We start from the raw sequence: 24,273 nt of genomic DNA on the forward strand, positions 1-24,273 counted from the left end.
AATTCTTTTTATTAAGGAAGAGGGGCGGGCGGTATATTCTAAGTAGTGAAAAATAAAGATTCTAAAAATTATAGAAAAAGTATCGTATAAGATTATATTTTTACAAATCTTAAGAAACTTGCAAACTTAAAAAATTTGTTTTTAAAAGCATTTTGAATCTCCTAGATTCTGCTTTGTCTTTTTAAAATCCTTTTATAAAACCCGCACGAATCAAGCTTTAAGAAAATCTAGCGCATAATTATGCTTTTATTTTTGAGCTTAAGGATATATGTGAGCGCATTTTTACACCAAGCGGTTCTTGCCACACGAGAGATTATTAATGTTTTGCAACAAAACGAGCATTCGCTCTATGCCCTCCATAATGTCGGTGCAGGGGGCGATGTAAGTATTGGTGCGGATTTATTGAGTGAGCGTATTTATGCGGAGCATTTGCTCCCACTAGCGAGTATAGATTCCGAAGAAAGTGGGTTTTTGCAGGGTAATGGGAGCGATACAATCGTGCTTGACCCGCTTGATGGGAGTGATAATTTTCTCTCTCATATTCCCTATTATGGTTCATCTCTCGCGCTCTATGATGCCTCCGGTGAAGTCAAAGAAGCGGTGATTTTTAATTTTTGCACCAAAGAGGCTTTTGCGCGTATTCGCACAGATGAAAACACCATAGCGATACATTTCCACATAGAATCTTATTTAGATGAGATACAAGCAAAATTGCATAAAAATCTCTCATTTATAGAATCTAGGGGCAGTGTAATCGCTAACGCACACGATATAAAGGCATTTCGTTTGTTACAAAGCACTTCTGTAAGCAAATGTGGGTTATTTGAAAAAGCTTACTGCAATCCAAAAATCGCAGAATCTTTATATGAAAAGCGCTTGAAGTTCCGCTCTCTAGGTGCGAGTGCTCTCTCTATGGCAAAAGCGTATGAAGTGAATTTTATGCTTTTTGTTGGTAAAATACGTGATTTTGATAGTAAGGCGGGGCTATTTTTGTGTGAGCCACTGCATTGTATTAGTACGGATAAATTTACGCTTATAAGCAAAGATAAGCATATTTTTGATACAATCTCGCACATTTTTATGGAGCATAAAGGATAGAAAATGGGTTTAGGCGATTTGTTTAAAGGCAAAAAAGAGGAAACAAAAGAAGAAAGTGCGGCACACAAGGCTGACGCTCGTCCTAATCATTGGCTAAAATGTCCTAGCTGCAATGCTTTGATGTATTACAAAGAAGTTTTTTCACAATCACATATTTGCCCAAAATGTAGTTATCACTTTAGAATCACCGCCAAAGAGCGCATTGAAATGTTGTGTGATAATGGTAGCTTTGTCGAATATGATAAGGATTTACGCCCTATTGACCCACTGGAGTTTGTCGATAAAAAAAGCTACAAAAAACGTATTCAAGAGGGTGAGGAAAAAGCAGGTAGGGCGAGTTCTGCTATTGCGGGCGAGGCTCTCATTGGTGGCGTAGGAATGCAGTTTGTGCTTTTTGATTTTGCATTCATGGCAGGTTCTTTGGGCTCGGTGGAGGGCGAAAAAATCGTACGTGCCATTGATAGAGCTGTGGCAAAAAAACAAACTCTTGTGATTTTCTCTACAAGCGGTGGCGCGAGAATGCAAGAATCTACTTTTTCGCTTATGCAAATGGCAAAGACTTCGTGCGCGTTGAATAAACTCACTGATGCGGGATTGCCATTTATTTCTGTGTTGCTCGACCCTACTTTTGGCGGGGTGAGTGCGTCTTTTGCGTTTTTGGGAGATATTATCATTGCCGAGCCGGGTGCGATTATTGGTTTTGCTGGTCCGCGCGTCATTAAGCAAACCATAGGTGCAGACTTACCCGAAGGATTCCAAACTGCAGAATTTTTGCTCGAACACGGGCTCATTGATATGGTCGTTCATCGCAAAGATTTGAAACAAACATTGAGTGATATTAGCAAAATGCTTAACCCAAACTATGCAAATCAACATATATTCTATAACTAAAAAAGATATTTTGTATCAAAAGTTGCAAGAGGAGCTATGTATGCAGTGTAAGCAATTTGGCGCACAAATTACACATTTTGATTTGTTTCCTAAAGTCGTCAAAAATGCGCAAAAGATTTCATCGAGCAAAGCCCAGCAGTCCTATACACAGGTTTTTTTGCCATATCTTAATAGTGCGGGGCTCAATATCGCGCTCACTCCACAGGGCAAAAGCTATGATTCAGTGCAGTTTGCACATTGTTTGCAATCTTATAAACTCGTGCAGTTTTTTATCGGTGGTTCGTATGGACTTGAGCAAAGTTTTATCGCACTCACACAGGCAATTAGCCTAAGTGCTATGACCTTTAGCCATAAAATCGCTAAAATCGTGCTATGTGAGCAAATCTACCGCGCGTTAAGTATTCTATCATCTCACCCGTATCACAAATAGGGAATATTATGATTGATTATACTTTTTTTGAAAAATTGCTTAGCGAGCGATTGAATAAGCTGTGTGAGAGTATCGAGCATAAAAATACACATCATAAAGATAATGGCGATATTGTGGGTGCAGGTTTGCAAGGAAACTTAGAAATGGGTATGATTGATTTGTATCAGCAGGAGATAAATGATATTCGCAACTCGCTACAAAAGATCAAAGATGGCGTGTTTGGGATATGTGAAATGTGCGATGATGATATTGATGTGGAACGACTTAAGGCAAAACCTCACGCGAAATATTGTATCAACTGCCGCGAACTTTTTGAAAAAACACAAAAAAAGGAGAGATAATGAAACTCAAGTATTATGTAGTGTTTGCTGCCATTTTTATGCTTATTGTGGGCGTGTATGTGTATGATTTAGAATCTGCAAGTTATACTTACCATTTGCCCTTTAGTCAAATGTCTATCACATTGCCTGTGGCATTGTGGGTAGTGCTGATTGTGGCATTATTTTTCGTGGCGACTTTGGTTGTTTTTGCCTCCGCGTGGGCGAAAGATTTGCTTGAGAATTATCATCGCAAAAATGACTATAACAAGTTGCTTTCACAAATTAATGAACAAGCATTAAACCAAGATATTAAAAATCGCGTGTTTAAGCGTAAGGCTTTTGGGGATTTATCCAAAATATTACAAAGATTCTATCTCAAGCCACGATTAGATTCTGTGGAAAGCTTCAATCGCAAAATCGATACGCTTTTTGAAAATTACAAGGATGTGATGAGTGGCAAGGTTGTGGATTTGAAGAGTTATCACCTTAGCCGAGATAATAAGTTTAATATGCAGAATATCAAAAACAAGATTCAAGCAAACTATGAAAAAGGCTTTAAGATTCTAGAGGAAAATTATCCCGATGAGCTGAAACGTTTTGCCGCGACAGAGATTATTAAAAATGCCAAACTTAAGGAAATTGAAAGTATTGCTCCACTGCTTAATGGCGATAATGTCGATAAACCAATCGCACAAGAGATTTTTAAGCTCTATCTCAAAAACACCAAAGATATTAAGCCTGCAAATATATATGCTTTGATGAAAAAGACAAATACGAGTGCTATGGACTATGTGCGGTATGCGATTAGCTCAAAGGGTGAGCTTGCTCCTGATGAGTGGATACGATTTTTCGAGGGTTGTGCGGATAATGATGAAAATGCCGAAATGGCATTTTTCTATGTATTATTCGAGCTCGAAATGATAGACAAGGCGAAAGAGCGTCATCGTTCGCATAGCAAGGGCGAATACAAGATTATTGATGCATATTTGGATTTGCGCTCACTCGGCAAACATTATCCATTTGATATTTTTCTTTTGCAACCGCAGGTGTAGATTCTATAATGAACAGATTCTGAATCTTGTCGTTTTGGGCTGTATGATAAAGTCTTTTGAAAAGTGGCGCACGCGGCAAATATCCTTAGTGGAACTTTCTTTGCTTACAATCAATAGAAGACAGGGGTGAGCAAAGGATATTATGGGCAATGGATATTACACTAACGCAGAATTTCATTCAAATAACGGTTGATGAGGACAGCGATTTCCTCCGCAAAGCCCTCGCCTATGCAGAAAAATATTTCTCAAAGAGCTATCGATTATCACGTACAATTTTAATCCTCGATGATGGGGAGAGATTTAAAAAAGATTATCTTGTGAATTGGGCATATCACGCTTTTGGGCAAGATGAAAAACACCAAAAAATCCACAATCTCGTGGATAATTTAGATAATCCACAGCCCCAGGAATCTAATGATGATGAGGTAGATACCCTAGAAAAGCCTATAGAAGAACCTTTACAGGATTTAAAATATCTGCTTGATTTTACCTATCTGCCAATACGTATTAAAATAGTCAATAAAAATGCAATGATTGAGCGCGTGAAAATCGGGTTAAGGCTGCTGAATACAAAGCGCGTAATGCTGAAAATGGATAAGGTAAACAATGTCGCAAGACGTTATATCGCGCATATATTTGAGGATTATTATGTGGGCTGCGATAGAGATGAGATATATTTAGATAGCACGAAGCCTTACTTTTGGGAGAGCATTATGAATCTTATTAGCTTTAAGGTAATTCATAATGTGATTTTGGATTTTGATTATGATAGCTTTGCTAACCGCGGGGGCTTAGGCAGCTTTGAATCTTCTTTTCTTACCGATGAAGAACGTGTGCTGCGTGGCTGTTATATGACTTTGGAGTGCCATTACCAAGATGATTTTGAAAAAGTAAAGAAAAATTACCTCAAACTTGCAAAAGAATATCACCCAGATAATGTATTTGGGCAAGATGATGAGATTGTGGAGAGCTACAGCGATAGATTTCGCAAGATTCAAGAAGCATATGAGAAAATCAAACGTTACCTACGCGCCTCATAAATATTAGAATCCAAATTTACTCCATCATAAAATGATAGCAAATCTGCAGAGTATTTTTAAGCCCAGTCTCTAAACATTTCATTTAAAACTCATTTTTAACGAAGTAGATTTTGAGTTGTGTGAATTCTAAATATTAAGGATAAAAGCATTTGTGGAGTAGTTTTATAATATAACAAGTTTATATAAAAACAAAGTCAAAGTGAAGTAAGGTAAGGAAAAAAAGGTAGGTAAAGCAAATAAGTAGCATTTACTTATTTGCTTTAATGTCTTTCTTATCTAATATACTTTGGCAAAGTTTCTAAAAGAAGTGAGATTTGATAAATCTTATAAGAATCTTTAAATAAGGAGCATTTTCAAAGAGCCAAGCTCATAGCACACAAATTCCATTTTGAGTAAGTAGCATTATTTATTCATCTTAATATATGGAGTGGCATTTCTCAAAGAAGCCCAAGAGTCTTGAAGCATCATAAAAACCCTTTAGGAATTATTTTAGTTATAGTTTTTATGGGATACATCGTTATTTTAGCCTTTATGAGTTTTGGGAAGCTTAACAATCTTATCTTATTACTTTGGTTTATGGCTAATGATGTTTGGGGAATTGAGATAATCTTTTGTGTGTTTTATAATAAAGCCTCTTTTGGTTAGATTGCTCTTTTCTTTCTACCCTAAAGAATATTAAATCTTTATAGAATCTCGCAAGAGCTATGGCTAGTGCTCTTTCTATCTTAGGCACAATCCCTATTTTAATGAGTTAAGCATTTCTTTTATCCAATAGCATACTTACTAGGGCAAGAGTAGTCTTTGGGATTTAAAGCAAATTGGTTGCTTTAAATTTTTCTATCATAGAGGACATAAGAGCCACTAGAGACTTTTAGTCTAAAACTTCATCTATTAGCTCATAGCCCATAGAGCTAAAGTCTTTAGATAAAGCCCTAGTTTTTGATGACTCTTAGCTACTAGAGCCAAGCAAACTTTTAAGCCCTACTTAGAGCTTAGAACTTCTTCTTATTCACATCATCTAGAATATCTTTAGCTACTTTATCTACTCTTTCACTAATCTCTGAGCTTGCATTAGCAATCTCAACATTCTCTTGTGTTACAGATTCTAAATGTGATATAGCATCATTAATTTGAGTAACACCAGTTGTTTGCTCTCTAATAGATTCACCCATATCATTAATAGATTGAACCAAGAGATTTGTATTGGCTTCAATCTCACCTAGAGATTTTTGAGTGCGCTCTGCTAGTTTTCTTACTTCATCAGCAACAACAGCAAATCCTCTTCCGTGCTCTCCTGCACGTGCAGCTTCTATTGCTGCATTAAGAGCAAGTAAGTTTGTTTGGTCTGCAATGTCTCTAATAATGCCAATGACATTTTTAATATCTTCACTTTGTTGAATGACTTCACTTGTCTTACTGCTTACATTTTGCATAGATGAAGTAATTTCTTCTACTGCTTGAGCTGTTTGTTCTAAGCTACTTGCTTGAGAGTTTGTAAGATTTGTGAGTTTATTCACTGCTTCTTGTAAGCCTTGTGCTTCATTACCTAATGTTTGAGCAAAGGCAGCACTTGTAGAGAGCATTTTTCTAATTTCTTCGCCTAGAGTATTTGTAACAACTTCTACTCTACCACTTGCATCTTTTACTTCTGTGGTGAAGTCTAGTTTAGTATAGCTATCGAATACACGAACAATCTCTGGGAGATTCTTTCCTACCGCATTTTGGAGAAGTTCTAAAAGGTCATTCATAGAATCTCGTAATTTATTCAATTCGGGATTATGTCCTTTAAGTTCAATAAGCGTGTCAGCATATCCTTGTTTTGCCCTTTCAATAACCTGCAAAGACTGCTTTACAAGCTTTTGGTCTTGCTCTAAGCCCTCTTGCGTCTTTTTGACATTGTTATTAATAGCTTGTGCCATTTCGCCTAGTTCATCTTGTGATGAAACCTTAAGCACTGGCGCGGTGTTTGTTTCATAATTGAGAAAGGCAAAAAATGTAAGTAAGCCATCTTTGATTGTCTTAACAGGTGCGATTAGAATCTTAATGATAACAAAAAGCACAACTACGCCAATGACAAGCAGGACTAAAGACAAGACAATGGTAAAGATAAAGTTTTTATTTGTTGCTTCCTGATAGTCGCTTTTGTTCGCTGCGACAACGATAGTCCAACCAAAAGGAAATTGCTTGTAGTAGGCTATGCGTTTCGTGCCGAAGTTGTCAAATTCAATTTCGCCCGTTGAATTACTCTTTAATGCTTGCAACAGAGCATCTTCTAAATGTAGGCTTGCCGTTCGTATTTTCGATTGGGTGTTCTCTAGAAAATATATAGCCCGTATTATCGGCAATAAATACTTCCATACTCGGCAACTCAGGGCGCTTGAAGTTTTTGAATCTCTCTTGAAATCCATCGACAAAAATATCTACCGCAATAACGCCAGCAAACTTGCCATTCTTATAAAATGGTATTGCTGCCGTAGATAAAATTTTGCCCTTGTTTGCGCCTACTTGTGAAACATAGCTTGGCGTTACAAGCAGTCCATTCGCATTTTTGGTAGCAACATACCAATTACGTCCCCTTAAGTCTGGCTTATCGTCCCATTGCCTAGAAAGAGGTGTTTTTCTATGTGGTACAAAATCCTCTGTCAAGGTTTTGCCTGTTTCTTCATAGGTGATATATACAGAGGGATATTGCACAAGTTCGGCTATGTGAAAAAGCATTTCGCGTTGCGCAATAATATCATTTTCATCAAGCTGCCCGATGTATTCTGCCAACATATCCAAATGCTGCTTTGCCTCAATATTCATAGTGATATTAATGGTCGTATATGAGGAGCTAAGTGCCAATTGTTGTAGTCCCTTATATATATTGCTCACATCATTTGATGTATTTTTGTAGTTAAAAAAGCTAAGTGTTGCAATGAGAATTATAAAAATGCCAACAACAACGCCTATGAGCTTAGTTACCAAAGATTTACCCATAATCCGCCCCTTCATTTGTGAATTAAGATTAACCTAGGATTATATCTCTAAAATACTTTACATAATTCTGGGACGCGTTTTTTTCTAGCGTAAAGTTACATTTTGTAGCATACACTTTTAAACCGCTCACCCATTGTGTGAAGTAGGGTTTTGATCTTGTGAATCTCCCTAAAATACGCGCTAAATCCCTTTTGTGTGCTAAAAGATTCTAAAAGCTCTAGAATCCGCATTTGCTCAATAAGTGCTTGAGCCTGTGAAGTGCAAAATACAGATATGAATCCGGCTTGACGCAAAAGTCTATCAAGGAGTATAAAATCCACATCATAGGTAATATCTGCTTGTTGATAAAGCGTGTGAAAGTTGCCCTCTTGCGCGAGGAAAGATTCTAGATTCTCTACTTGATGTGATTTATAGAATCTAGGATTTGTCTTGAGCGTAGCAGGTGCAAAATCTCCATAGTCAAAGCTCAAAAAATAGCTATGTTTGTAGGCTCTAGCGCAGTGAGTGAGGGAAGTGATGAAATCTTGCCATAGGGGTATAATGCCACTCATTTGGGTGAAGTTTGCAATGTCCGCGCTGTCTATATAGTGTCGCAAAATATCGTGCAACAAATTGCTTTGGTTACTTTGCGCTATGTCTTGCCAAATGCCACGCCACATATTAGAATCTTGCACGATGTGAAGTATCTTGCCATTATTAATTACCTCGCAAGGAAAGCTATCAAAAAGTTCGTTGGCTATGACAAAGAGGCTTGTTGGCTCATCTGGCGCAGGATAGGATTTGAAATCTGCAAAGGTGGCAAAGTGTAGCGGGGCAGAGCAGGGAAGTGATGAAAAATAATCTTTTTGAATCTGTGCGAGTGGAGGCAATGGTTCTATGGTGGTAAAGGCGCAGTGTTGTAGGATATTATCGCCAAGTGCGTCAAGGAAAAGCGCAATATCGCCAAGCAAATGCCCCTTGTCTGCGCCAACCTCTGCAATGTGCAAAGGCAGGGATAAATCGCCATTTTCAAGCAAAGAGAGAATATAAGAGGCAATGCTCCCGCCAAAAAATTTACTCACGCTCACAGAGGTGTAAAAATCTCCCTTTGTGCCTACTCGATGAGGATTCACATAGTAGCCATTCTGCTTATCATAGAGACTAGCAGACATATATGCGCTAAAGGGAATGGTGGGATTCACAAGTCTGCCTAGTGATAGAAATTCAACCTACAAGTTTTTTAGTGCGTTTGTAAATCGTCTAAAGCCCTCGTCTATCTCGTCTTTTGTGATTGTGAGTGCGGGGAGGAAGCGCACCACACCTTTACCGGATTTAAGCACGATGACACCAGATTCTAAAGCTGTGCTGATAATGCGCCCCTGCATCGCGCTATCCTTGGTGCATAGTCCGCACATTAGTCCTAGCCCGACTTTGTGCGTGAAAATATGAGGAAAATTTGCTACAATTTCATCAAGCGCTTTATGAAAAGATTCTATTGTTTGTGCTAATACCCCATTTGTGTGTAATTGGCTTAGAATCTTAAGCACTTCAAGCCCTGCTGCACAGCTTAGAGGATTGCCCCCAAAGGTGCTTCCGTGGTCGCTTGGTTCAAAAATATCGACAAGCGAGGTCATGACTGCACCAATAGGCACGCCACCGGCTAAACCTTTTGCGGTGCTTATCACATCGGGCGTGATACCATATACCTTAGAGGCGAAAATCTCCCCACAGCGGTAGATTCCGGTTTGCACTTCATCAACCATTAATAAAATCCCTTTTGCCCTTAAATGTGTGCCTAGTGCGATGATTTTCTCCCTATCCATAGGGCAAATGCCCCCCTCGCCTTGCACGAGTTCGAGCAAAACCGCGCAAGTGTGGCTATCGAGATGATTATACACATCATCAAGGTCTTTTGCATATATGAATCCATCAGGATATGGTCCAAAATCTGCGTGCATTTTCTCCTGCGCAGTGGCTTTGAGTGAAGCGATAGTGCGTCCGTGAAAGCTTGAATCGAGCGTGATAATCTTGTAAGCATTTTTGCTTTTTCCATATTTTCGTGCAATTTTTATGGCGCACTCATTTGCTTCCGCGCCAGAGTTGCAAAAAAACGCGCGCATTTGCTTTTTTTCGGGCATTTTGTCAAGATAAAGCGTGATAAGGCTTTGCGCTAATGCTGCTTGATTTTGTATGTAGTAGAGGTTTGAAGTATGCAGGAGATTCTGTGCTTGGGTGGCTATGGCAGAAGCTAATTGTTTATTTGCGTGTCCCACGCTACACACGGCAATCCCTGCACCAAAATCGATATAGTCCTTGCCTTGTGTGTCAAATAATTTTGCATTCTCGCCGCGCACAAATGCCACAGGCAAACGCGCATAAGTGTGTAAAATAAACTCTTCATCAAGTTTTTGAATCTTTGCTAAATCCATTTTTTAACCTCCATAAAGATGCAAAGGCAGCTAGTATTTAAGTCGCGTATTGTATCCCAAAAAGTAAAATGTAGCAATTTTGGAGCATTTTTTGCTAGAGCAGACGCAAAAATACAATTTTATTGGGATAAATAAGGAGTGTGATTTGCGTATAGAATCAAGTATGCCTCAAATATCAAATCCGACAAATTACGCTAAGGGCGGCGAAAACGCGCAAAATGTGATACAAAACAATAAACAGCAGAGTGCAGATTCACAAAAAAGCACACAAAATGCGGAGAATCGGGCACAAGGCAAACAAGATATAGGTGGCAGAGAGGATATAGATTCAGCGGATGAGATTAGCGGTGTGCATTCTGCTGGGGCAGTGGATAGATTAGAATCTTCTACACGTATTACGCATTTAGAGGGTGATAAAACTCGCATTACTTATGGGCTAAAAGTCATTGAGCTAATGAGCGACCAAGAGTATCAAGCATTTTTGTGGGCTACGCAGGATTTGAGTGAGAGTGAAAAAATCCTTATGGCGCAGAGTTTATACCGCTTCACTGCGTTTTATCAGGGTAAAGATTCTGCAGATGATACACAACTTGATGTGCAAAAACTCAACGCGCACAAGGCTTTTGGCGTGGAGCATTCGATGATAGAGGATTTTATTCAGCGCTATAAAAACGCGTATGGCAAGCTTATGCAGACGCAGTTTGAGGGCTAAAGTGGCGCATAGGCTAAGATTCTAAAATGATTATTGTGTATAAAATCTGCAAAAGCACGGATTTTATACACTAAAAAAGCAAAATGGATTTTGCAAGCAAATTTGTAAGATTTGTAGGCTAAAACGAGGCAAACTTGACTTTTTAGTGCTTTTTGCATAAAATTGCGGGCTTTATTTGCTTCGCTAGATTCACGAGTTTTAGCTTCAATAAGTCAGGGTAGCTCAGCTGGTTAGAGCGCTGGTCTCATAAGCCGGAGGTCGGGAGTTCAAGTCTCCCCTTTGACACCATATCTAAAAGGCTTTCTATAATGTTATACACTCCTCCTAAACTCTATGTTGTCGTCCCTTGTTTTAATGAAGAAGATGTGATTACGCAGACTTTAAATCGACTTTTACATAAACTTCATACAATGATAGAATCTACTTTGATTGCGCCCCAAAGTGCGATAGTGTGTATCGATGATGGCAGTAGCGATGGCACTTGGCAACAAATAAATCAATTTTCACCCCCCCCCCACTTGCGCTAAAAGCAAAGAATCTTCTTTATCTCTTATCTCTCTTAAACTTTCACGCAATTTTGGACATTAAAAATATGTTTGATGAGTTTATTGCAAAATATAAGGCAGGTAACGACATTGTGCTAGGTATTCGCAACAATCGCAACACAGATTCTTTATTTAAAAAATATAGTGCCTCTTTGTTCTATGATTTTATGAATCTTATGGGGACAAAGGTTATTAAAATCACGCTGATTATCGGTTGTTGAGCACTCGGGCATTGCAGTTATTAACCCAATACAAAGAAAGCAATTTATTTTTACGCGGTGTGATTATGGATATGGGGTTAAAAATTGATAAAGTATATTTTGATGTGAAACCTCGCAGCGGTGGCGAAAGTAAATATACATTGAAAAAAATGTGCTCCTTTGCGCTTAATAGCATTACAAGTTTTTCTGTTGCACCCTTGCGGCTAGTTAGCACTATGGGAATTACTTTTTTCTGTCTTGCTTTTCTTTTTCTAGGCTATGTGCTGTATGCGAAATTTTGGGCAAATCAAGCGATTGTGGGCTGGGCTTCTACGGCGATATTGCTTTGTTTCTTTAGCGGGATTCAGCTTTTAAGCCTTGGCATTATCGGGGAGTATATTGGCAAGATTTATGCCGAATCTAAAAGGTGTCCGCGTTATGTGATTGAAGAAGTGCAAACAAAACAAACTTAGCGCATTGGTTTGGGGCAAAGACAAGTTTTGCCGTGTTTGGGAAAGCTCTTACACTAAATGCTTAAATACACTGCAAGTGTGGTGATAATAAACCCTGCTCCCAAAACACCAAAGGCAGACTTGCGTTTGCCTTTGCAAAATGAAGTAATAATCAAGCCAGAGAGATAAAAAAGTAGCATTGAGATACCAAAGCCAATGGCAATCATATCAAAAAAAGAGAACTTGAAACCCCTAGCTCGTATTTTGTGCATAAGCATTAAGATTCCATATAAACCCCTATCTACTACGCGTATCATTGCTACACCAAAAGTGTGAAATATATATGAAATGCTCTATTTTCACATCTATTTGAGATTTATTTTAAGTGGATTTGATAACATCATCAAAATTATATACTCTAACAATAAGAAGTGTTTGCAAAATAAAATCTATGCAAGAAACTATATGGCACAGATGCTATTGTGATAAGTGTAGCAAGATAGGCAAGGTATTGAGTAAAAGAGTAAAAAATAAATTATTTTTTTACTTTTTTATCTATGCCCTATGAGTTTTATGCAAAAAACGATATAATTCCACTTCTAAATCTTTACAAAAGAGGATAGGAATGAATCCCAAGATTTTGATTGTTGGTGGTGGATATGGAGGCTTACGCACGGCTATGACGCTTCAGGAGAAGCTTGATGTTGAGGCAAATATCACACTTATTAGCAAGCACGACTATCATTACCAGACCACACTTTTGCACAAAGTTGCTATTGGCACACTTAGTGCGCGCAAATCACGCGTGTATTTTCGTAAGGTTTTGAATCTCAAAAAAGTGCATTTTATCAAAGATAAGATTTTGTCCTTTGAGCCAGAAAAAAATCGCGTAATAGGTAATGGTGGGGCGTATGAGTATGATTATCTTGTTATCGCGCTTGGGTTTAAACCCGATGATTTTGGCATTAAGGGCGTGGATAAATATGCGCACAAGCTCTCTTCGCTCAATGCTGCACTTAAACTTGATAAAGAGATTGAATATAAATTTAAGGAGTATTGCCACACAAAAAACGCCGATGATTTAAGCATTATCGTTTGTGGCACGGGCTTTACAGGGATTGAGTTTTCTGCAGAACTCGGCTCGAGGCTTGATGAGCTGTGCCTCATTAGTGGGATCCCACGTGATGTGCCTAAAATTACCTGTATTGGTAGAAGCGATAGAATCTTACCGATGTTTAGCAAAAAGGGTAGTGCATTGGCAAAAAAGAAACTTGAGGCTTTTGGTGTAGAGGTTATTTGTGGTGGCGAAGTGCAGGAGTGCCTAAAAAATGGCGTAATGATTAAGCATAATGGCGAGACAAAGCATATTAAGGGTAATACGATTTTGTGGAGTGCTGGTGTGAAGGGCAATGATAGCGTGGAAAACTCCTGTTTAGAGAATAAAAAAGGACGCATTAGAGTTGATGAATATTTGCGATGTCCGCAGTATCAAAATATTTATGTGGTTGGGGATTGTGCCTTGGCGGCTTCACGCGATGTGATACACGCGCCAACTGCGCAGTTAGCAGCGCAAATGGGGGATTATGTGGGCAAGAGTCTTGTTAAGATTCTTAATGGCAAGACACAAAAAAAAGTATTTTCATTTAAGCATCGTGGGACGGTTTGCTCTATCGGGCATACTGATGGCGTGGGTGTTGTTTATAAAAAGAATATTAGCGGTGAGATTGCGGCATTTTTGAAAAACTTCATTGAAAATAAGTGGCTTTTTGGTATTGGTGGTGCAAAACTTGTATTTAAGAAGGGGCAATTCCGCTATCGCACGAGCAATTAGAAAATGCTAAGTATCAATGCGATAAATAATTTATGCTTAAAAAACTAAAAGATTCATAATATTTGGCATAGCAAGTAACGAAAATACGCAGCTTATGATATAATCAAAGCCTTTGTTGCATAATGATGTATTTAAGGAAGCTGTGATGATAAGTTATAAAGATTCTGGTGTGGATATTGATGAAGGAAATGCGCTTGTAGAGGGATTGAAAGGGATTGTAAAATCGACTTTTGATAGCAATGTGATTGGTGGGATTGGCTCGTTTGCTGGGGCGTATGCAATGCCCCCTCATTATAAGAATCCCGTGATTTTAGGTGCGACCGATGGTGTTGGCACAAAGCTAAGACTCGCCATAGATTCACAAAAGTTTGACACGATTGGCATTGACTTGGTAGCAATGTGCGTGAATGATTTGATTTGTAACTTTGCCGCCCCTATATTTTTTCTCGACTATTACGCGACCGGGAAACTTGATAAGAGTATTGCTCTTAAAGTAATAGAATCTATTGCGCAGGGTTGTAAAATCGCCGAGTGCGCCCTCATTGGTGGAGAGAGTGCGGAAATGCCCGGAATGTATGCAAAAGATGATTTTGATTTGGCTGGATTTGCGGTGGGCATTGCCGAGAGGGAGGATATACAAACGCAGCGTGTGAAAGTTGGAGATGTGCTGATTGCCCTAAAGAGTAGCGGGATTCACAGCAATGGCTATTCGCTAGTAAGAAAGGTGCTTTTTGAGCATTTGAAAATGTCTTTTACAGAATCTTTTGAAGGACAGAGTCTTATTGAAACATTACTCGCGCCTACACGCATTTATGTGCCTCTTTTTAGGGAGATTTGCTCATCGAGTTTGCGTCCATATTTGCACGGCTTGGCTCATATCACAGGGGGCGGCATAGTCGAAAATCTCCCTCGCATACTCCCTACTGGGCTTGGTGCTAAGATTGATGAAGCATCACTACAGAGTTTGCCAATTTTTACGCTCCTTGGCAAATATGTAGAAAAAAATGAGATGTATCGTACTTTCAATATGGGAGTTGGTATGATTCTTGCTGTAGATAGCAACAAGGCTGATGAGATGCTCCGTGCTTCAAGGCCGTTTGATGGGTATATCATCGGTGAAGTGGGTACCCAAAATAGCATTGCTTTTATGTAGATTTCATACAACAAATAGGGGCTACAAGTGAGTATAAGGGATTTTTTTAAAGTTTATTTATTTCCATTCCTAATTGTTTTGAGTGGGCTTGTCGTATATGCTTTCATAGTGATTTTTATGGATAAAGATAATCTTGTTCTAAGTCAAGATAATTTACGGAAACTTCAATGGCACACAGATGCACACACCGCACAGAATGGAAATATGGGCGATGTGAATGAGGGAGCTTCTAAGCCAATAGATACAAATACTATCGCCGCCATAGAAACAAATGAGACAAATACGCACATAGATGCGGCAGAAACGCCTTTAGGTACTGATACGACACAAGTTGCCGAGGTGGATATACCACAAATGCCGCAAGTTGAGACGATACAGCCAATACCTGCACCAGAGGTTGAGCAACAACCACAACTTGAGCCTGTGCAGGAGGTTTATTACGCCAAACATCGTGCAAATATTCGTAATGCCCCATCTTCTGAATCTGTCGTCATCGCGGGTGTGGCAAAGGGAGAAATGCTAGAACTTTTGTCAAATCAAGGTGAGTGGAGCAAGATAAGGCGGCAAAATGGTGCGGAGGGATATATCGCCTCGCGTCTTATAGACAAAGGAAGTGCAAATACGCAGACTACACACACAAGCAATGAGAATGCGGCACATAAAGAACTTTATGTAGTCTTGGTGGATTCACTCAATGTGCGTGCGGAGCCTGATAGACGCTCGGATGTGGTTGGTAAGCTGAACCACAATGAGCGTGTGTATGTGATTGATATACAAGGCGAATGGGCGAAAATCTCACTTGCGAATGGGCGATATGCTTATACCGCGCTACGATTTATCACAAAAGCGCAGTAATGCTTAGATTCTTTGCTGTGTATGGCAATCCCATAGCCCATTCCAAATCCCCGCTTTTACATAATCACGTTTTTACAAAATATGGACTAAGTGCGTGTTATGGGAGAATCTTGCTTGAAAATGGCGAGGCATTACGCAAAAATTTTGATACATTTGGTTTAAGTGGTGCAAACATCACAATTCCCTTTAAAGAAAACGCCTATACTCTTTGCGATGAGGTGCGCGGTATTGCACAGGAGATTGGCGCGTGTAATACTTGGGTGCGCGAGAATGAAAGGGTGATTGGCTACAACACAGATGCGCAGGGATTTTATGAATGTATCAAGGATTATCATATTAAAAATGCGCTAGTTATTGGTGCGGGAGGTGCGGCAAAGGCAGTGGCAATAGCCCTTAAGGCGCATAATATTCATACAAGCATTATCAATCGCTCTGCGCAAAAACTCACATTTTTTGCTGATAAGGGCTTTGTTTGCTATGTGAGCGATGAATTTAAACCCAAAGATTCTTATGATATAATCATTAACACCACGAGTGCCGGGCTTGGCGATACGCATTTGCCTTGCCCGAAGCCACTTTTAGAATCTCTTTTTGCAAATGCCTCTTACGCCTTTGACCTCATCTATGGCAAACAAACGCCTTTTCTCGCCTTGGCGGCAGATTCTCACCTTATTTGTGATGACGGCAAGGATATGCTGATTTATCAAGCCGCTATCGCTTTTAAACTCTTTTGCCAAAATATGAGTAGTGCAAATGATGCGAGGGTAAGTGGGACGTACATAGCAGGTTTAGAATCCACACAAATTGCACAAATTATGAGAGAAGCACTGCTTTAGCTGAATAATTATTGATTTTTAGCGCCACAAAGCGCACAATGCTGCAAAATAGAAACTTTAGATTCTAATCCACGGATAAGATTATGCTATAATTACCATTTTTAAGGAGAGAATATGCAAATTGATGATGCTCTTTTAAGTAAGCTTGAGCGACTTTCTATGATTCGCATTGATGATAAGAAACGCACACAGACGCAGGAGCAGCTCACAGAAATTGTGGGCTTTGTAGAGAATCTAAGTGCAATAGAAGTTCCACAGGATTGCTTTAGTGAAGAGTTAAAAACGCCCTTAAGAGAAGATATTCCAAAGGATTCACAAATCGCTAAAGATGTCTTATCTCACGCACCAAAGGCGCAAGATAACTTTTTTATTGTGCCTAAAATCATCGAATGATAATTTCGCTTGATAAGATAAAAATACCAAATGATTGGAAAGAACTCCTTAAAGATGAGTTTCTAAGTCCATATTTCGCGCAGATAAAGGCGCATTATATGGAGGCTCTACAAAAGGGTGAGGTCGTGTATCCTAAACCCTCACAACTCTTTGCTGCCTTTGCTTTAACACCCTTAGATGCGCTTAAAGTCGTCATACTCGGGCAAGACCCATATCACGGCAGTGAGATGATAAATGGAATCCTCATGCCTCAAGCTATGGGCTTAAGCTTTAGTGTGCCTTGTGGTGTGAGAATCCCGCCCTCATTACAAAATATTTACAAGGAATTAGCCCTTAGTCTTCATATTACACCACCCACACACGGGGATTTGAGCGGCTGGGCGAAACAAGGTGTTTTACTCCTTAATAGCATTTTATCGGTTAGGGCAAATGCACCCGCTTCACATAAGTATTTTGGCTGGGAGATTTTTACCGATGGCGTGATTAAAGCATTATCCGCACATAAGGAACATTTGGTATTTATGTTGTGGGGAAATTATGCAAAGAAAAAGGCAGTATTCATTGACAACACGAAGCACAAAATCATCACTGCACCGCACCCAAGCCCTCTTGCGCAGGGTTTTGTGGGGAGCAATGTATTTGTAGAGGCAAATGAGTATCTCTTGGCACACGCAAAAGAGCCTATTGCGTGGGAGGCTTTGGATAGAAACTAAAAATCTCTAAAATTATGCCACCAATAAATCGTGCTTTTGCCACAAATAAGACAGATTCTAAAGTTTTTATTATCGTTAGAATTTGCACTTTATGTAAAATCAGATTCTAAAGCTTTTTTAAAGGAATGGGAGTAAAAATATTTTGGGAATCTACACGCATTAACCTTAAAAAATCATTAAACACACTCTCACACACTTTTCTTTTTTATCCCTTAAAAACATTTTATCTTGTCTCTAGTCTTTGTCTATCATTTCTCTATTCATTGCTTTTGCTTAGAGCTTTTTTAAAACTTTGGAAATTAATTTCCACACATATTAGATTCTAATATAAGGGAAAAGGTAATATAAGATTCTCTTTATAGTAATTTTATTTGTAATAGAATCTGTGTTATTATATTTCAGCTAGAATATTTTATAAAGCTTAAAAAAACTTTTTGCCTTGAAGTATAAAATTTATAATGCTTTTAAGTATGTGCCAAAGTGGCATAAGATTTAAGAAAAATTTTGATATGAAGTTTCTTTAATTTTGTATTGAAGTATGAAGCTTGAAATGCTCTTAAGTTTGTGGCAAAGTTGTATTCAATTTAAGTGAAATTGTTAGTCTATGATTTTGTATTGAATTTGAAGCAAAGTTGATATGAAATTATAGATTCTTTTTGCACTTTAAGTTTATAAATTTTGCTATGAAGTTAAGAGATGATTTTGTTCTATGATATGTGATTACTTTTTTATCATTTTTGCAAAAATTTAAGCTCAAATTCTTGCAAAAAATGACTTTTTGGCATTTTACCTATCTCAAAGCCCCTTGCATAAGGCATTCTTTATCTTTTTATGCACATAAAAAGGGTTATCCTGCACATTTGCATTTTTTCTTATTTTTGAAGCATATTTAAGGGATATTTTTTTATGATTTTTTGCAGAAAAAAAGTCAAAAGTCTTTATAAAATTTTGCTAGAATCCTTTGAGTGAAGTTTTGTATTTTTGTAGTTTTCTTTGGTTAGAACCAAAGGATTTTTTTATGAATGATATTGTTATTGATGTGCCTTTAGAAAAGATAAAAGAAGGTGAAAAACTTTTTGAATATATTTCTTTTAAAAAAGCCAGAAAAACTCCTGAAGTTTATCAAGCTAAAGTGCATAATGCTTTTATAAATTATTTCACTCAATCTAGTAGTCATTCTTCTACTTCTCACACTCATCATAGAAATAAGATTATCATCAAAAATATTGGCAATATGAAAAGAACACACTTGCATAATGCTCTAAGTTATACCATTGAAAAGAGCTATCAAGAATCTATGAATATTTTTGATGATATGGACTTTCATACAGAGCTTTTATCACAGCATAAAAAATGTGCGATTGATTATCTTGGTAACTTTGTAGGAGTATATGAGATTCTAAAAGATTGGCAAAAAGATTTTTCATCAAACAAAAACACAAATGAAGCCTTGCATTTAGTCTTTTCTCTCAATGAAATACACTCTCCTACCATTATGGAAATACTCTTACAATCTGCTCAAAATACTTTGCAGAGTATAAATATATTCTTGTCCCTCACGCTCATCAAAACAAGCCACATATTCATATCATCATTAATAAGACAAACATCTTTTCAAAGAAAAAACTTCACTTCAACTCTAAGCAAGAATGTGCAGCATTTTATGATAGTTTGCGTGAGGATTTTAAACAAAACTTGTTTGTTCTTTCAAATGGAAAGTTAGATTATAGCAACGATGTCAAGGTAAATAGAGATTTTTTTGCGCCAACATTTAGATGCTAAACTTGAAAACTTAGATAAATTTAACACAAGTAATGCTAATAAAGATGATAGTATAGAGCAAGATGTAAGATTCTTTGCTACTTATAAAAAAGCTATTAATAGCCTTAATGCTAAAATCAAATCTCTTTATTCTGCTAATGAAATCTTAAAGCAAGAAATGTGGCAAACTTCAAGACATTTAAAGAATGTAGAAAAAAAGATTAAAGAGCTAGAATCTAAAGGCATTAATCCTACTCAACTTAAAGAAAAAAGATTACTCCTCTTTGATGAACTTTCTCACGCAAAAAATCAAATGAATAAAAATGAGCGCAAAGCTAATGTTTTAAGGGAACATATGAAAAGATTTTTAGATTGGGAGGATACTTATAAAAGCTTTTCACATCATTTTACTTTGCTTAACAAAAAGAAGTCTATTCTTAGTTCGTTTAAGTCATATGAGCGATACTTGCCTCTTGATGTGATAGATACACTCAAACACTTTAAAAGAGATATAGCACAATTTGAACATACTCTAGGAGAAAATATAGAGAAAATGAGCAGTGGAATTATTGCAGAAGCTACAAACTACAATCATAAAAGCAATGCCTTTGCTTTAAGCAAAAAGCTATCACATCTCTTGCATTATAAGCATATTGTCTCTACACTTACTTTTCCACAAAACAATGCCTTAGAATCTAAGAAGAAAGAGTGCATAGATGCTCTTGAATGTAACGCGCAAAGCTTACTCCAAGCCATAAAGCAAAGAATGATAGATATTAATGCACATTTAGCCCTTACAAAAGAGGATTTAGAGCAGTCTTTAGCGATTGAACATAAAGATATAAAGCGTATAGCCTATCTGCATAAAAAATGTAGCTTTCTTTTAAAAGAACAACAAGTGTGTGAAAGGACTTTACACAAGCATAATATTGCTTTAAATCCTATTCCAAATACGCAACAATCACAATTTAGCAAATCTATTGTAACTACTCTCAATCTCGCACATAAAGCTATACAAGATAATAGAGATTCTTATACTACTAAAGCACAATCACATAAACTTGTGATATTAGAATCTGCAATAGAAACTAAAGCAAAATTGACAATAGAATCTAAAAAGAAAAGATAAAGCTATGCAAGGAGATTTTAAGACTTTTGAGTGCTGGATTTATTTTTTAGTTTCTTAAGTTTATCTTCTAGCTCTTTGGCTAAAAGCTCTTGTTTGTAGGATAGATAAAATCTTAAAGAATCCTCAATGAGTGAGCCTTTTGTTTCACCTCTTACGCCAAATTCATTTAAAAATGTCTCTACTTCTTGTAAAAGCGATTGACTAAGATAAAATGTGTAATATTTTTTATCCTTTGGTTTGACATTGTGATTCTTTTGTAGGGTAAGCTCTTGTGCGTGAGTAAGATTGACATTTGAAGCAGATTCTACAAAGTCTTTTGCCTTTGTGCTTGATTCTAAGCTATTTATTTGTGCAAGTTTATTTTTTACATTGTATTTCATTAATATGCCTTTATGAAATTATCTATCGCCTTTTGCTTTTTGTGGGCTTTGGTGATGTGTTGGTGTTTTTGTGTATGAGAGGTGTGCTTATCTGCTTTATAGCTTGTAAGGTCTTAGTATATTCACTTACAAAAAAGCTAACATAAGGCTTACTATCGCCACTTTCATAATAGGCAATCATAGCGTCTTTATATTGTGCTTTTATCTCTGTTTGCGCCCTTGAAGCATTGAGAGAAAGAAAAGGCATATTGTCATTTATAAGGCTTAGATTCTGTAAAATCCTTGCTAATCTTTTATTGCAGTCTTGGAAATACTGCAAGTAAGCCGTATTATTATGGATATAAATAGCCTTATTAAAGGGATTATCTATCTTTTGGTAATAAGAAATCATACGCTCCATTTGCAACTCTAGCTCTAATGGATTGCTTAATGGCACATACTCACTATTGCCTATTGTTACAGCTAACTCTCTCACCCCACCTTGCGCCTTTTTTGGTAATAATCCTTGAGATAGGATTTGATGTATTTCTCTTATGCTATGCTTTGTAATCGTAGGCTTTTCTTGCAAAATATAATCAAGGGCGTATTTGATGTTGAGTAGCATATTTGCATCATCTACACTCTTTGAGCTTATTGGGAGGCGCGTTTCAAATAATGTCTCCGCCTCTCCTCTTGTATAGGTGTTGCCCTCGATAATAGCAGAAGTGTATATAAAATCAAAGCATAGTTTATGGGCGATAGATTTGCGGTTCTCTATATTTGCAATAATCTCGTTTAAGTCTATGTCTGCACATATGGCGCGTAAATTATCACTTTGGGCTTTGCCTAAGAAGCTTGTTTTCTCCAAAAATTCAGGATTGTATTCAATCATCATTTATCCTTAAAGTTATAAAATTGCAAAACTTATACCTTAGGCTATCTCTGTGCTTGAGGCTACTTGTAATATCTCGTCTTTGATATTTAAAAACTCTATTTGGGCTTTTGTATCATTATATTCATTAATACCTAAGCCCTCACTAATAGCTCTTTTGTATGAGATTCTATCATAAAGAATAGATTGAAGTAAATACAAATGCTCATAGCTTTGCTGTGCTTCTTTAATTGCGTTACATAAGTCTTGTAGCTCTTTATGCAAAAGCACAAACAATTTTACTCTTTAGAATCTATGCCATTTATAATCGTACATCTAAAAGCTTTTATGTCTCAATTCTACTTGCCTAATCCTCGTGAGTTATTGCTTTTTGCTCATTGACTGCTTGAATGGCTAAGTCGCTTAATGTCTTTGCAAGCTCACGGCGTTCATGCACTACGCCATATACGCCATTAGCTTTCATTTGGGATTCAATGGCGCTACTCTTTGTTTTGAGTATGACTTTACACATAGGCGCGATAGATATAATGTTATGGTAGAGGTGCTGCACCACCTCAATCGAATCTATGGCAATAATCACTGCCGCACATTTTTTTATGCCTAAAAATTCAAGCATACTTCTATGTGTTACATCGCCATATATAATATGCTCGTCTTTTTTTATACCCTTTTCGACTTTGGCGTGATTTTTATCCACAGCGATATAGCTTACCTCGCACCCTTTGAAATATTCTAAAATCTTGACGCCAAGCTCACCATATCCACATACAATGATATGCCCCTCAAGCTCCTCTCCTTCCTCTTTGGTTTCGTGTGTTTGCTCATTTTTGTGAGTTTGTTTATTTTTGCGGAATAGATTCAAAGGGCGCATATAGCGCAAGAAAAAGTCTGTTACTTTATCTAATCTATCAAGTATAAAAGGCGTGGCAATCATAGAGAAAATTACCATTAGCGTGAGGAATTGATAAATTTCTTCAGGTGTAATTGCGGCAAAAAATGCTTCGCCAAAAATGAGTTTCAAAATCCCACCATCAAGGGTGAGATTTAAAATCTTATATTGACTTGCAAGGAGGAAAATAGCAAAAGAAAATTCCCCGATTTGCGCGAGAGACAATGCTATACGCATACCAATTCTCTGCCCTTGAAAAAAGAATAAAAACAAATACATAAGGAGTGTTTTTGCGCCCATCATCAAAGCCACAAGCAAAATCACCACGATAAAATGTTTAAGCAAAAATATAATATCCACTTGCATTCCCACGGTGATAAAAAATACGCCAAGGAGTATGTCGCGGAAATGCACAAGGACAGAGGCGACTTGGTATTTATATGGGGTATTTGATATAATCATACCAGCCAAAAACGCGCCAAGCGTGAGTGAAAAGCCAAAGACTTTACTTATATACGCTGAACCTAGCACAACAAGAAACACTGCTCCCACAAAAATTTCATCAGTTTTCATAGTGGCAGAAAAGCGCAAGGCTATTTTTGCAATAAATCGCCCCGGTAGCACGAGCACGGCTAAGAGAATGAGCGCGGAAAAGAGGGTTGTGAGAATAAGCACCCATAGATTGGAATCTTTGTCGCTCAAAAGCTTAATCATAAGCAAAATAGGGATAACCGCAATGTCTTGAAAGATAAGAATCCCTACTGCCGCCTTGCCATAGGGCGTTTTCGCTTGATTGCTTTCGTTGAGGAATTTTAGCACAATGGCAGTTGAGGAGAGGCTTACCGCACTTGCTACGATAATAGAGGTATCAAAATTGAATCCTAAGAAAAAATAGAACGCCACAAAGAAAAACGCCACAGAAAGCCCGATTTGTAGCCCACCAAACACGAGCACATCTTGTTTCATCGCACTAAGGGTTTTGAAGCTAAAATCTAGCCCAATCATAAACATCAAAAATACAATGCCAAGTTCAGCTATGTCGTTTATGCTCTCTGAATCTTCAAGCCGAAAGCCAAAAATATATGTCGTTAGCACACCTGTGATGATATAACCAATTATTGTTGGAATCTTCAATCGATTGAGGATTACTCCAAATACGACAGCCATTCCCAACACACATAAAATAATCAAATACGGGTCGATAGTACACCTCACATAAAAATAAAGTGACAGATTCTATTTGGTATAATATTGCATATTGCAAAAAAAGTTCATATTCTATCTCAAAGATGCTTAAGATATGTCAAATTTGTGTGTATTTATAGTAAGGTTAAA

General features: G+C 37.6%; 26 protein-coding genes, 1 tRNA gene and 1 pseudogene. 19 read left to right on the top strand and 9 right to left on the bottom strand.

Annotated elements, in window-relative coordinates; all coding sequences use genetic code 11:
* Window positions 1–270 precede the first annotated feature (270 nt).
* The 6 genes from BN2458_RS00465 (at window position 271) to BN2458_RS00490 (ending at window position 4,831) form a co-directional block, all read left to right on the top strand.
* Window positions 271–1,098, top strand: coding sequence for an inositol monophosphatase family protein (locus tag BN2458_RS00465; RefSeq protein ID WP_034325885.1), 828 nt, complete (start codon window positions 271–273; stop codon window positions 1,096–1,098).
* Between the two features lie 3 nt (window positions 1,099–1,101).
* Window positions 1,102–1,989 (top strand): acetyl-CoA carboxylase, carboxyltransferase subunit beta, encoded by an 888-nt coding sequence (accD, locus tag BN2458_RS00470; RefSeq protein ID WP_034325886.1) that lies wholly within the window; start codon window positions 1,102–1,104, stop codon window positions 1,987–1,989.
* Complete coding sequence (locus BN2458_RS00475) at window positions 1,961–2,419, top strand: 23S rRNA (pseudouridine(1915)-N(3))-methyltransferase RlmH (protein ID WP_034325887.1); 459 nt, start codon at window positions 1,961–1,963, stop codon at window positions 2,417–2,419. Before accD ends, BN2458_RS00475 begins: the two co-directional genes overlap by 29 nt.
* An 8-nt stretch (window positions 2,420–2,427) precedes the next feature.
* Entirely contained in the window at window positions 2,428–2,760 is a 333-nt protein-coding gene (locus tag BN2458_RS00480) for a TraR/DksA C4-type zinc finger protein (RefSeq protein ID WP_058122007.1), read from the top strand.
* Entirely contained in the window at window positions 2,760–3,791 is a 1,032-nt protein-coding gene (locus BN2458_RS00485; RefSeq protein ID WP_034325889.1) for a hypothetical protein, read from the top strand. The genes BN2458_RS00480 and BN2458_RS00485 overlap by 1 nt, the downstream gene beginning before the upstream one ends.
* Before the next feature lie 149 nt (window positions 3,792–3,940).
* On the top strand, window positions 3,941–4,831 hold the full coding sequence (locus BN2458_RS00490) for a J domain-containing protein (protein ID WP_034325890.1): 891 nt from the start codon (window positions 3,941–3,943) through the stop codon (window positions 4,829–4,831).
* Window positions 4,832–5,823: 992 nt separating this feature from the next.
* Here BN2458_RS00490 and BN2458_RS10205 read toward each other — a convergent pair.
* From BN2458_RS10205 to BN2458_RS00505, 4 genes and pseudogenes are all read right to left on the bottom strand, one after another.
* Window positions 5,824–6,825: pseudogene (locus BN2458_RS10205) on the bottom strand (methyl-accepting chemotaxis protein); the annotation flags it as partial.
* 247 nt (window positions 6,826–7,072) lie between these two features.
* Window positions 7,073–7,810 carry a cache domain-containing protein gene (locus BN2458_RS10210; protein WP_034343742.1) on the bottom strand — a complete coding sequence of 246 codons (738 nt, stop codon included), beginning with the start codon at window positions 7,808–7,810 and terminating at the stop codon, window positions 7,073–7,075.
* A gap of 95 nt (window positions 7,811–7,905) precedes the next feature.
* Window positions 7,906–8,991 (bottom strand): SAM-dependent methyltransferase, encoded by a 1,086-nt coding sequence (locus BN2458_RS00500; protein ID WP_231944800.1) that lies wholly within the window; start codon window positions 8,989–8,991, stop codon window positions 7,906–7,908.
* Window positions 8,992–9,018: 27 nt separating this feature from the next.
* A complete protein-coding gene (locus BN2458_RS00505; RefSeq protein ID WP_034328109.1) occupies window positions 9,019–10,218 on the bottom strand; it encodes an aspartate aminotransferase family protein in 1,200 nt (399 codons plus the stop codon).
* 145 nt (window positions 10,219–10,363) lie between these two features.
* Here BN2458_RS00505 and BN2458_RS00510 point away from each other — a divergent pair, with 145 nt between their 5' ends.
* The 5 genes from BN2458_RS00510 to BN2458_RS10225 all read left to right on the top strand — a co-directional run bounded on the left by BN2458_RS00510 (window position 10,364) and on the right by BN2458_RS10225 (window position 12,148).
* Window positions 10,364–10,930, top strand: coding sequence for a hypothetical protein (locus tag BN2458_RS00510; protein ID WP_138109714.1), 567 nt, complete (start codon window positions 10,364–10,366; stop codon window positions 10,928–10,930).
* Between the two features lie 211 nt (window positions 10,931–11,141).
* A tRNA-Met gene (locus tag BN2458_RS00515) sits at window positions 11,142–11,218 on the top strand.
* A gap of 20 nt (window positions 11,219–11,238) precedes the next feature.
* A complete protein-coding gene (locus tag BN2458_RS10215) occupies window positions 11,239–11,457 on the top strand; it encodes a glycosyltransferase family 2 protein (protein WP_052099910.1) in 219 nt (72 codons plus the stop codon).
* A 65-nt stretch (window positions 11,458–11,522) separates the two neighbouring features.
* Window positions 11,523–11,696 (top strand): glycosyltransferase family protein, encoded by a 174-nt coding sequence (locus BN2458_RS10220; RefSeq protein WP_231944801.1) that lies wholly within the window; start codon window positions 11,523–11,525, stop codon window positions 11,694–11,696.
* An 11-nt stretch (window positions 11,697–11,707) separates the two neighbouring features.
* Window positions 11,708–12,148, top strand: a complete 441-nt coding sequence (locus tag BN2458_RS10225; RefSeq protein ID WP_231944802.1) for a hypothetical protein — start codon at window positions 11,708–11,710, stop codon at window positions 12,146–12,148.
* Window positions 12,149–12,201: 53 nt separating this feature from the next.
* Here the strand turns inward: BN2458_RS10225 and BN2458_RS00525 are convergent, their stop codons facing one another.
* Entirely contained in the window at window positions 12,202–12,444 is a 243-nt protein-coding gene (locus BN2458_RS00525) for a hypothetical protein (RefSeq protein ID WP_231944803.1), read from the bottom strand.
* 308 nt (window positions 12,445–12,752) lie between these two features.
* Between BN2458_RS00525 and BN2458_RS00530 the strand changes: the two genes are divergently transcribed.
* The 8 genes from BN2458_RS00530 to BN2458_RS00565 all read left to right on the top strand — a co-directional run bounded on the left by BN2458_RS00530 (window position 12,753) and on the right by BN2458_RS00565 (window position 20,798).
* Window positions 12,753–13,958 carry an NAD(P)/FAD-dependent oxidoreductase gene (locus BN2458_RS00530; protein WP_034328108.1) on the top strand — a complete coding sequence of 402 codons (1,206 nt, stop codon included), beginning with the start codon at window positions 12,753–12,755 and terminating at the stop codon, window positions 13,956–13,958.
* 142 nt (window positions 13,959–14,100) lie between these two features.
* Window positions 14,101–15,111, top strand: a complete 1,011-nt coding sequence (gene purM, locus BN2458_RS00535) for a phosphoribosylformylglycinamidine cyclo-ligase (RefSeq protein ID WP_231944804.1) — start codon at window positions 14,101–14,103, stop codon at window positions 15,109–15,111.
* Window positions 15,112–15,138: 27 nt separating this feature from the next.
* A complete protein-coding gene (locus BN2458_RS00540; protein ID WP_034343745.1) occupies window positions 15,139–15,966 on the top strand; it encodes an SH3 domain-containing protein in 828 nt (275 codons plus the stop codon).
* Window positions 15,894–16,802 (top strand): shikimate dehydrogenase, encoded by a 909-nt coding sequence (locus tag BN2458_RS00545; RefSeq protein ID WP_231944805.1) that lies wholly within the window; start codon window positions 15,894–15,896, stop codon window positions 16,800–16,802. Before BN2458_RS00540 ends, BN2458_RS00545 begins: the two co-directional genes overlap by 73 nt.
* Before the next feature lie 114 nt (window positions 16,803–16,916).
* Window positions 16,917–17,195, top strand: a complete 279-nt coding sequence (gene gatC / locus BN2458_RS00550) for an Asp-tRNA(Asn)/Glu-tRNA(Gln) amidotransferase subunit GatC (protein WP_034328104.1) — start codon at window positions 16,917–16,919, stop codon at window positions 17,193–17,195.
* Window positions 17,192–17,908 carry a uracil-DNA glycosylase gene (ung, locus tag BN2458_RS00555; RefSeq protein ID WP_034328102.1) on the top strand — a complete coding sequence of 239 codons (717 nt, stop codon included), beginning with the start codon at window positions 17,192–17,194 and terminating at the stop codon, window positions 17,906–17,908. The genes gatC and ung overlap by 4 nt, the downstream gene beginning before the upstream one ends.
* A gap of 1,587 nt (window positions 17,909–19,495) precedes the next feature.
* Complete coding sequence (locus tag BN2458_RS10675) at window positions 19,496–19,690, top strand: hypothetical protein (RefSeq protein WP_407081059.1); 195 nt, start codon at window positions 19,496–19,498, stop codon at window positions 19,688–19,690.
* Window positions 19,668–20,798: a hypothetical protein gene (locus BN2458_RS00565; protein WP_052082210.1), complete on the top strand. Its 1,131-nt coding sequence runs from the start codon at window positions 19,668–19,670 to the stop codon at window positions 20,796–20,798. Before BN2458_RS10675 ends, BN2458_RS00565 begins: the two co-directional genes overlap by 23 nt.
* A 17-nt stretch (window positions 20,799–20,815) precedes the next feature.
* On the opposite strand, the gene BN2458_RS00570 is transcribed toward BN2458_RS00565, so the two are convergent.
* The 4 genes from BN2458_RS00570 to BN2458_RS00585 form a co-directional block, all read right to left on the bottom strand.
* Window positions 20,816–21,178: a hypothetical protein gene (locus BN2458_RS00570; protein ID WP_034343749.1), complete on the bottom strand. Its 363-nt coding sequence runs from the start codon at window positions 21,176–21,178 to the stop codon at window positions 20,816–20,818.
* Window positions 21,179–21,200: 22 nt separating this feature from the next.
* Complete coding sequence (locus BN2458_RS00575) at window positions 21,201–22,049, bottom strand: Fic family protein (RefSeq protein ID WP_034343752.1); 849 nt, start codon at window positions 22,047–22,049, stop codon at window positions 21,201–21,203.
* A gap of 39 nt (window positions 22,050–22,088) precedes the next feature.
* Complete coding sequence (locus BN2458_RS00580) at window positions 22,089–22,325, bottom strand: hypothetical protein (RefSeq protein WP_034343755.1); 237 nt, start codon at window positions 22,323–22,325, stop codon at window positions 22,089–22,091.
* A 70-nt stretch (window positions 22,326–22,395) separates the two neighbouring features.
* Window positions 22,396–24,105, bottom strand: a complete 1,710-nt coding sequence (locus BN2458_RS00585; RefSeq protein ID WP_034328050.1) for a cation:proton antiporter domain-containing protein — start codon at window positions 24,103–24,105, stop codon at window positions 22,396–22,398.
* Window positions 24,106–24,273: the final 168 nt, after the last annotated feature.

Source organism: Helicobacter typhlonius (assembly GCF_001460635.1).
In the GTDB taxonomy this organism is placed as follows: domain Bacteria; phylum Campylobacterota; class Campylobacteria; order Campylobacterales; family Helicobacteraceae; genus Helicobacter_C; species Helicobacter_C typhlonius.

Coding starts and splice junctions, on each gene's coding strand:
- accD (WP_034325886.1), top strand. CDS start 1,102: ATGGGTTTAGGCGATTTGTTTAAAGGCAAAAAAGAGGAAACAAAAGAA.
- BN2458_RS00475 (WP_034325887.1), top strand. CDS start 1,961: ATGCAAATCAACATATATTCTATAACTAAAAAAGATATTTTGTATCAA.
- BN2458_RS00480 (WP_058122007.1), top strand. CDS start 2,428: ATGATTGATTATACTTTTTTTGAAAAATTGCTTAGCGAGCGATTGAAT.
- BN2458_RS00485 (WP_034325889.1), top strand. CDS start 2,760: ATGAAACTCAAGTATTATGTAGTGTTTGCTGCCATTTTTATGCTTATT.
- BN2458_RS00490 (WP_034325890.1), top strand. CDS start 3,941: ATGGATATTACACTAACGCAGAATTTCATTCAAATAACGGTTGATGAG.
- BN2458_RS10210 (WP_034343742.1), bottom strand. CDS start 7,810: ATGGGTAAATCTTTGGTAACTAAGCTCATAGGCGTTGTTGTTGGCATT.
- BN2458_RS00505 (WP_034328109.1), bottom strand. CDS start 10,218: ATGGATTTAGCAAAGATTCAAAAACTTGATGAAGAGTTTATTTTACAC.
- BN2458_RS10215 (WP_052099910.1), top strand. CDS start 11,239: ATGTTATACACTCCTCCTAAACTCTATGTTGTCGTCCCTTGTTTTAAT.
- BN2458_RS10220 (WP_231944801.1), top strand. CDS start 11,523: ATGTTTGATGAGTTTATTGCAAAATATAAGGCAGGTAACGACATTGTG.
- BN2458_RS00525 (WP_231944803.1), bottom strand. CDS start 12,444: ATGATACGCGTAGTAGATAGGGGTTTATATGGAATCTTAATGCTTATG.
- BN2458_RS00530 (WP_034328108.1), top strand. CDS start 12,753: ATGAATCCCAAGATTTTGATTGTTGGTGGTGGATATGGAGGCTTACGC.
- BN2458_RS00545 (WP_231944805.1), top strand. CDS start 15,894: ATGGGCGAAAATCTCACTTGCGAATGGGCGATATGCTTATACCGCGCT.
- gatC (WP_034328104.1), top strand. CDS start 16,917: ATGCAAATTGATGATGCTCTTTTAAGTAAGCTTGAGCGACTTTCTATG.
- ung (WP_034328102.1), top strand. CDS start 17,192: ATGATAATTTCGCTTGATAAGATAAAAATACCAAATGATTGGAAAGAA.
- BN2458_RS00570 (WP_034343749.1), bottom strand. CDS start 21,178: ATGAAATACAATGTAAAAAATAAACTTGCACAAATAAATAGCTTAGAA.
- BN2458_RS00575 (WP_034343752.1), bottom strand. CDS start 22,049: ATGATTGAATACAATCCTGAATTTTTGGAGAAAACAAGCTTCTTAGGC.
- BN2458_RS00585 (WP_034328050.1), bottom strand. CDS start 24,105: ATGGCTGTCGTATTTGGAGTAATCCTCAATCGATTGAAGATTCCAACA.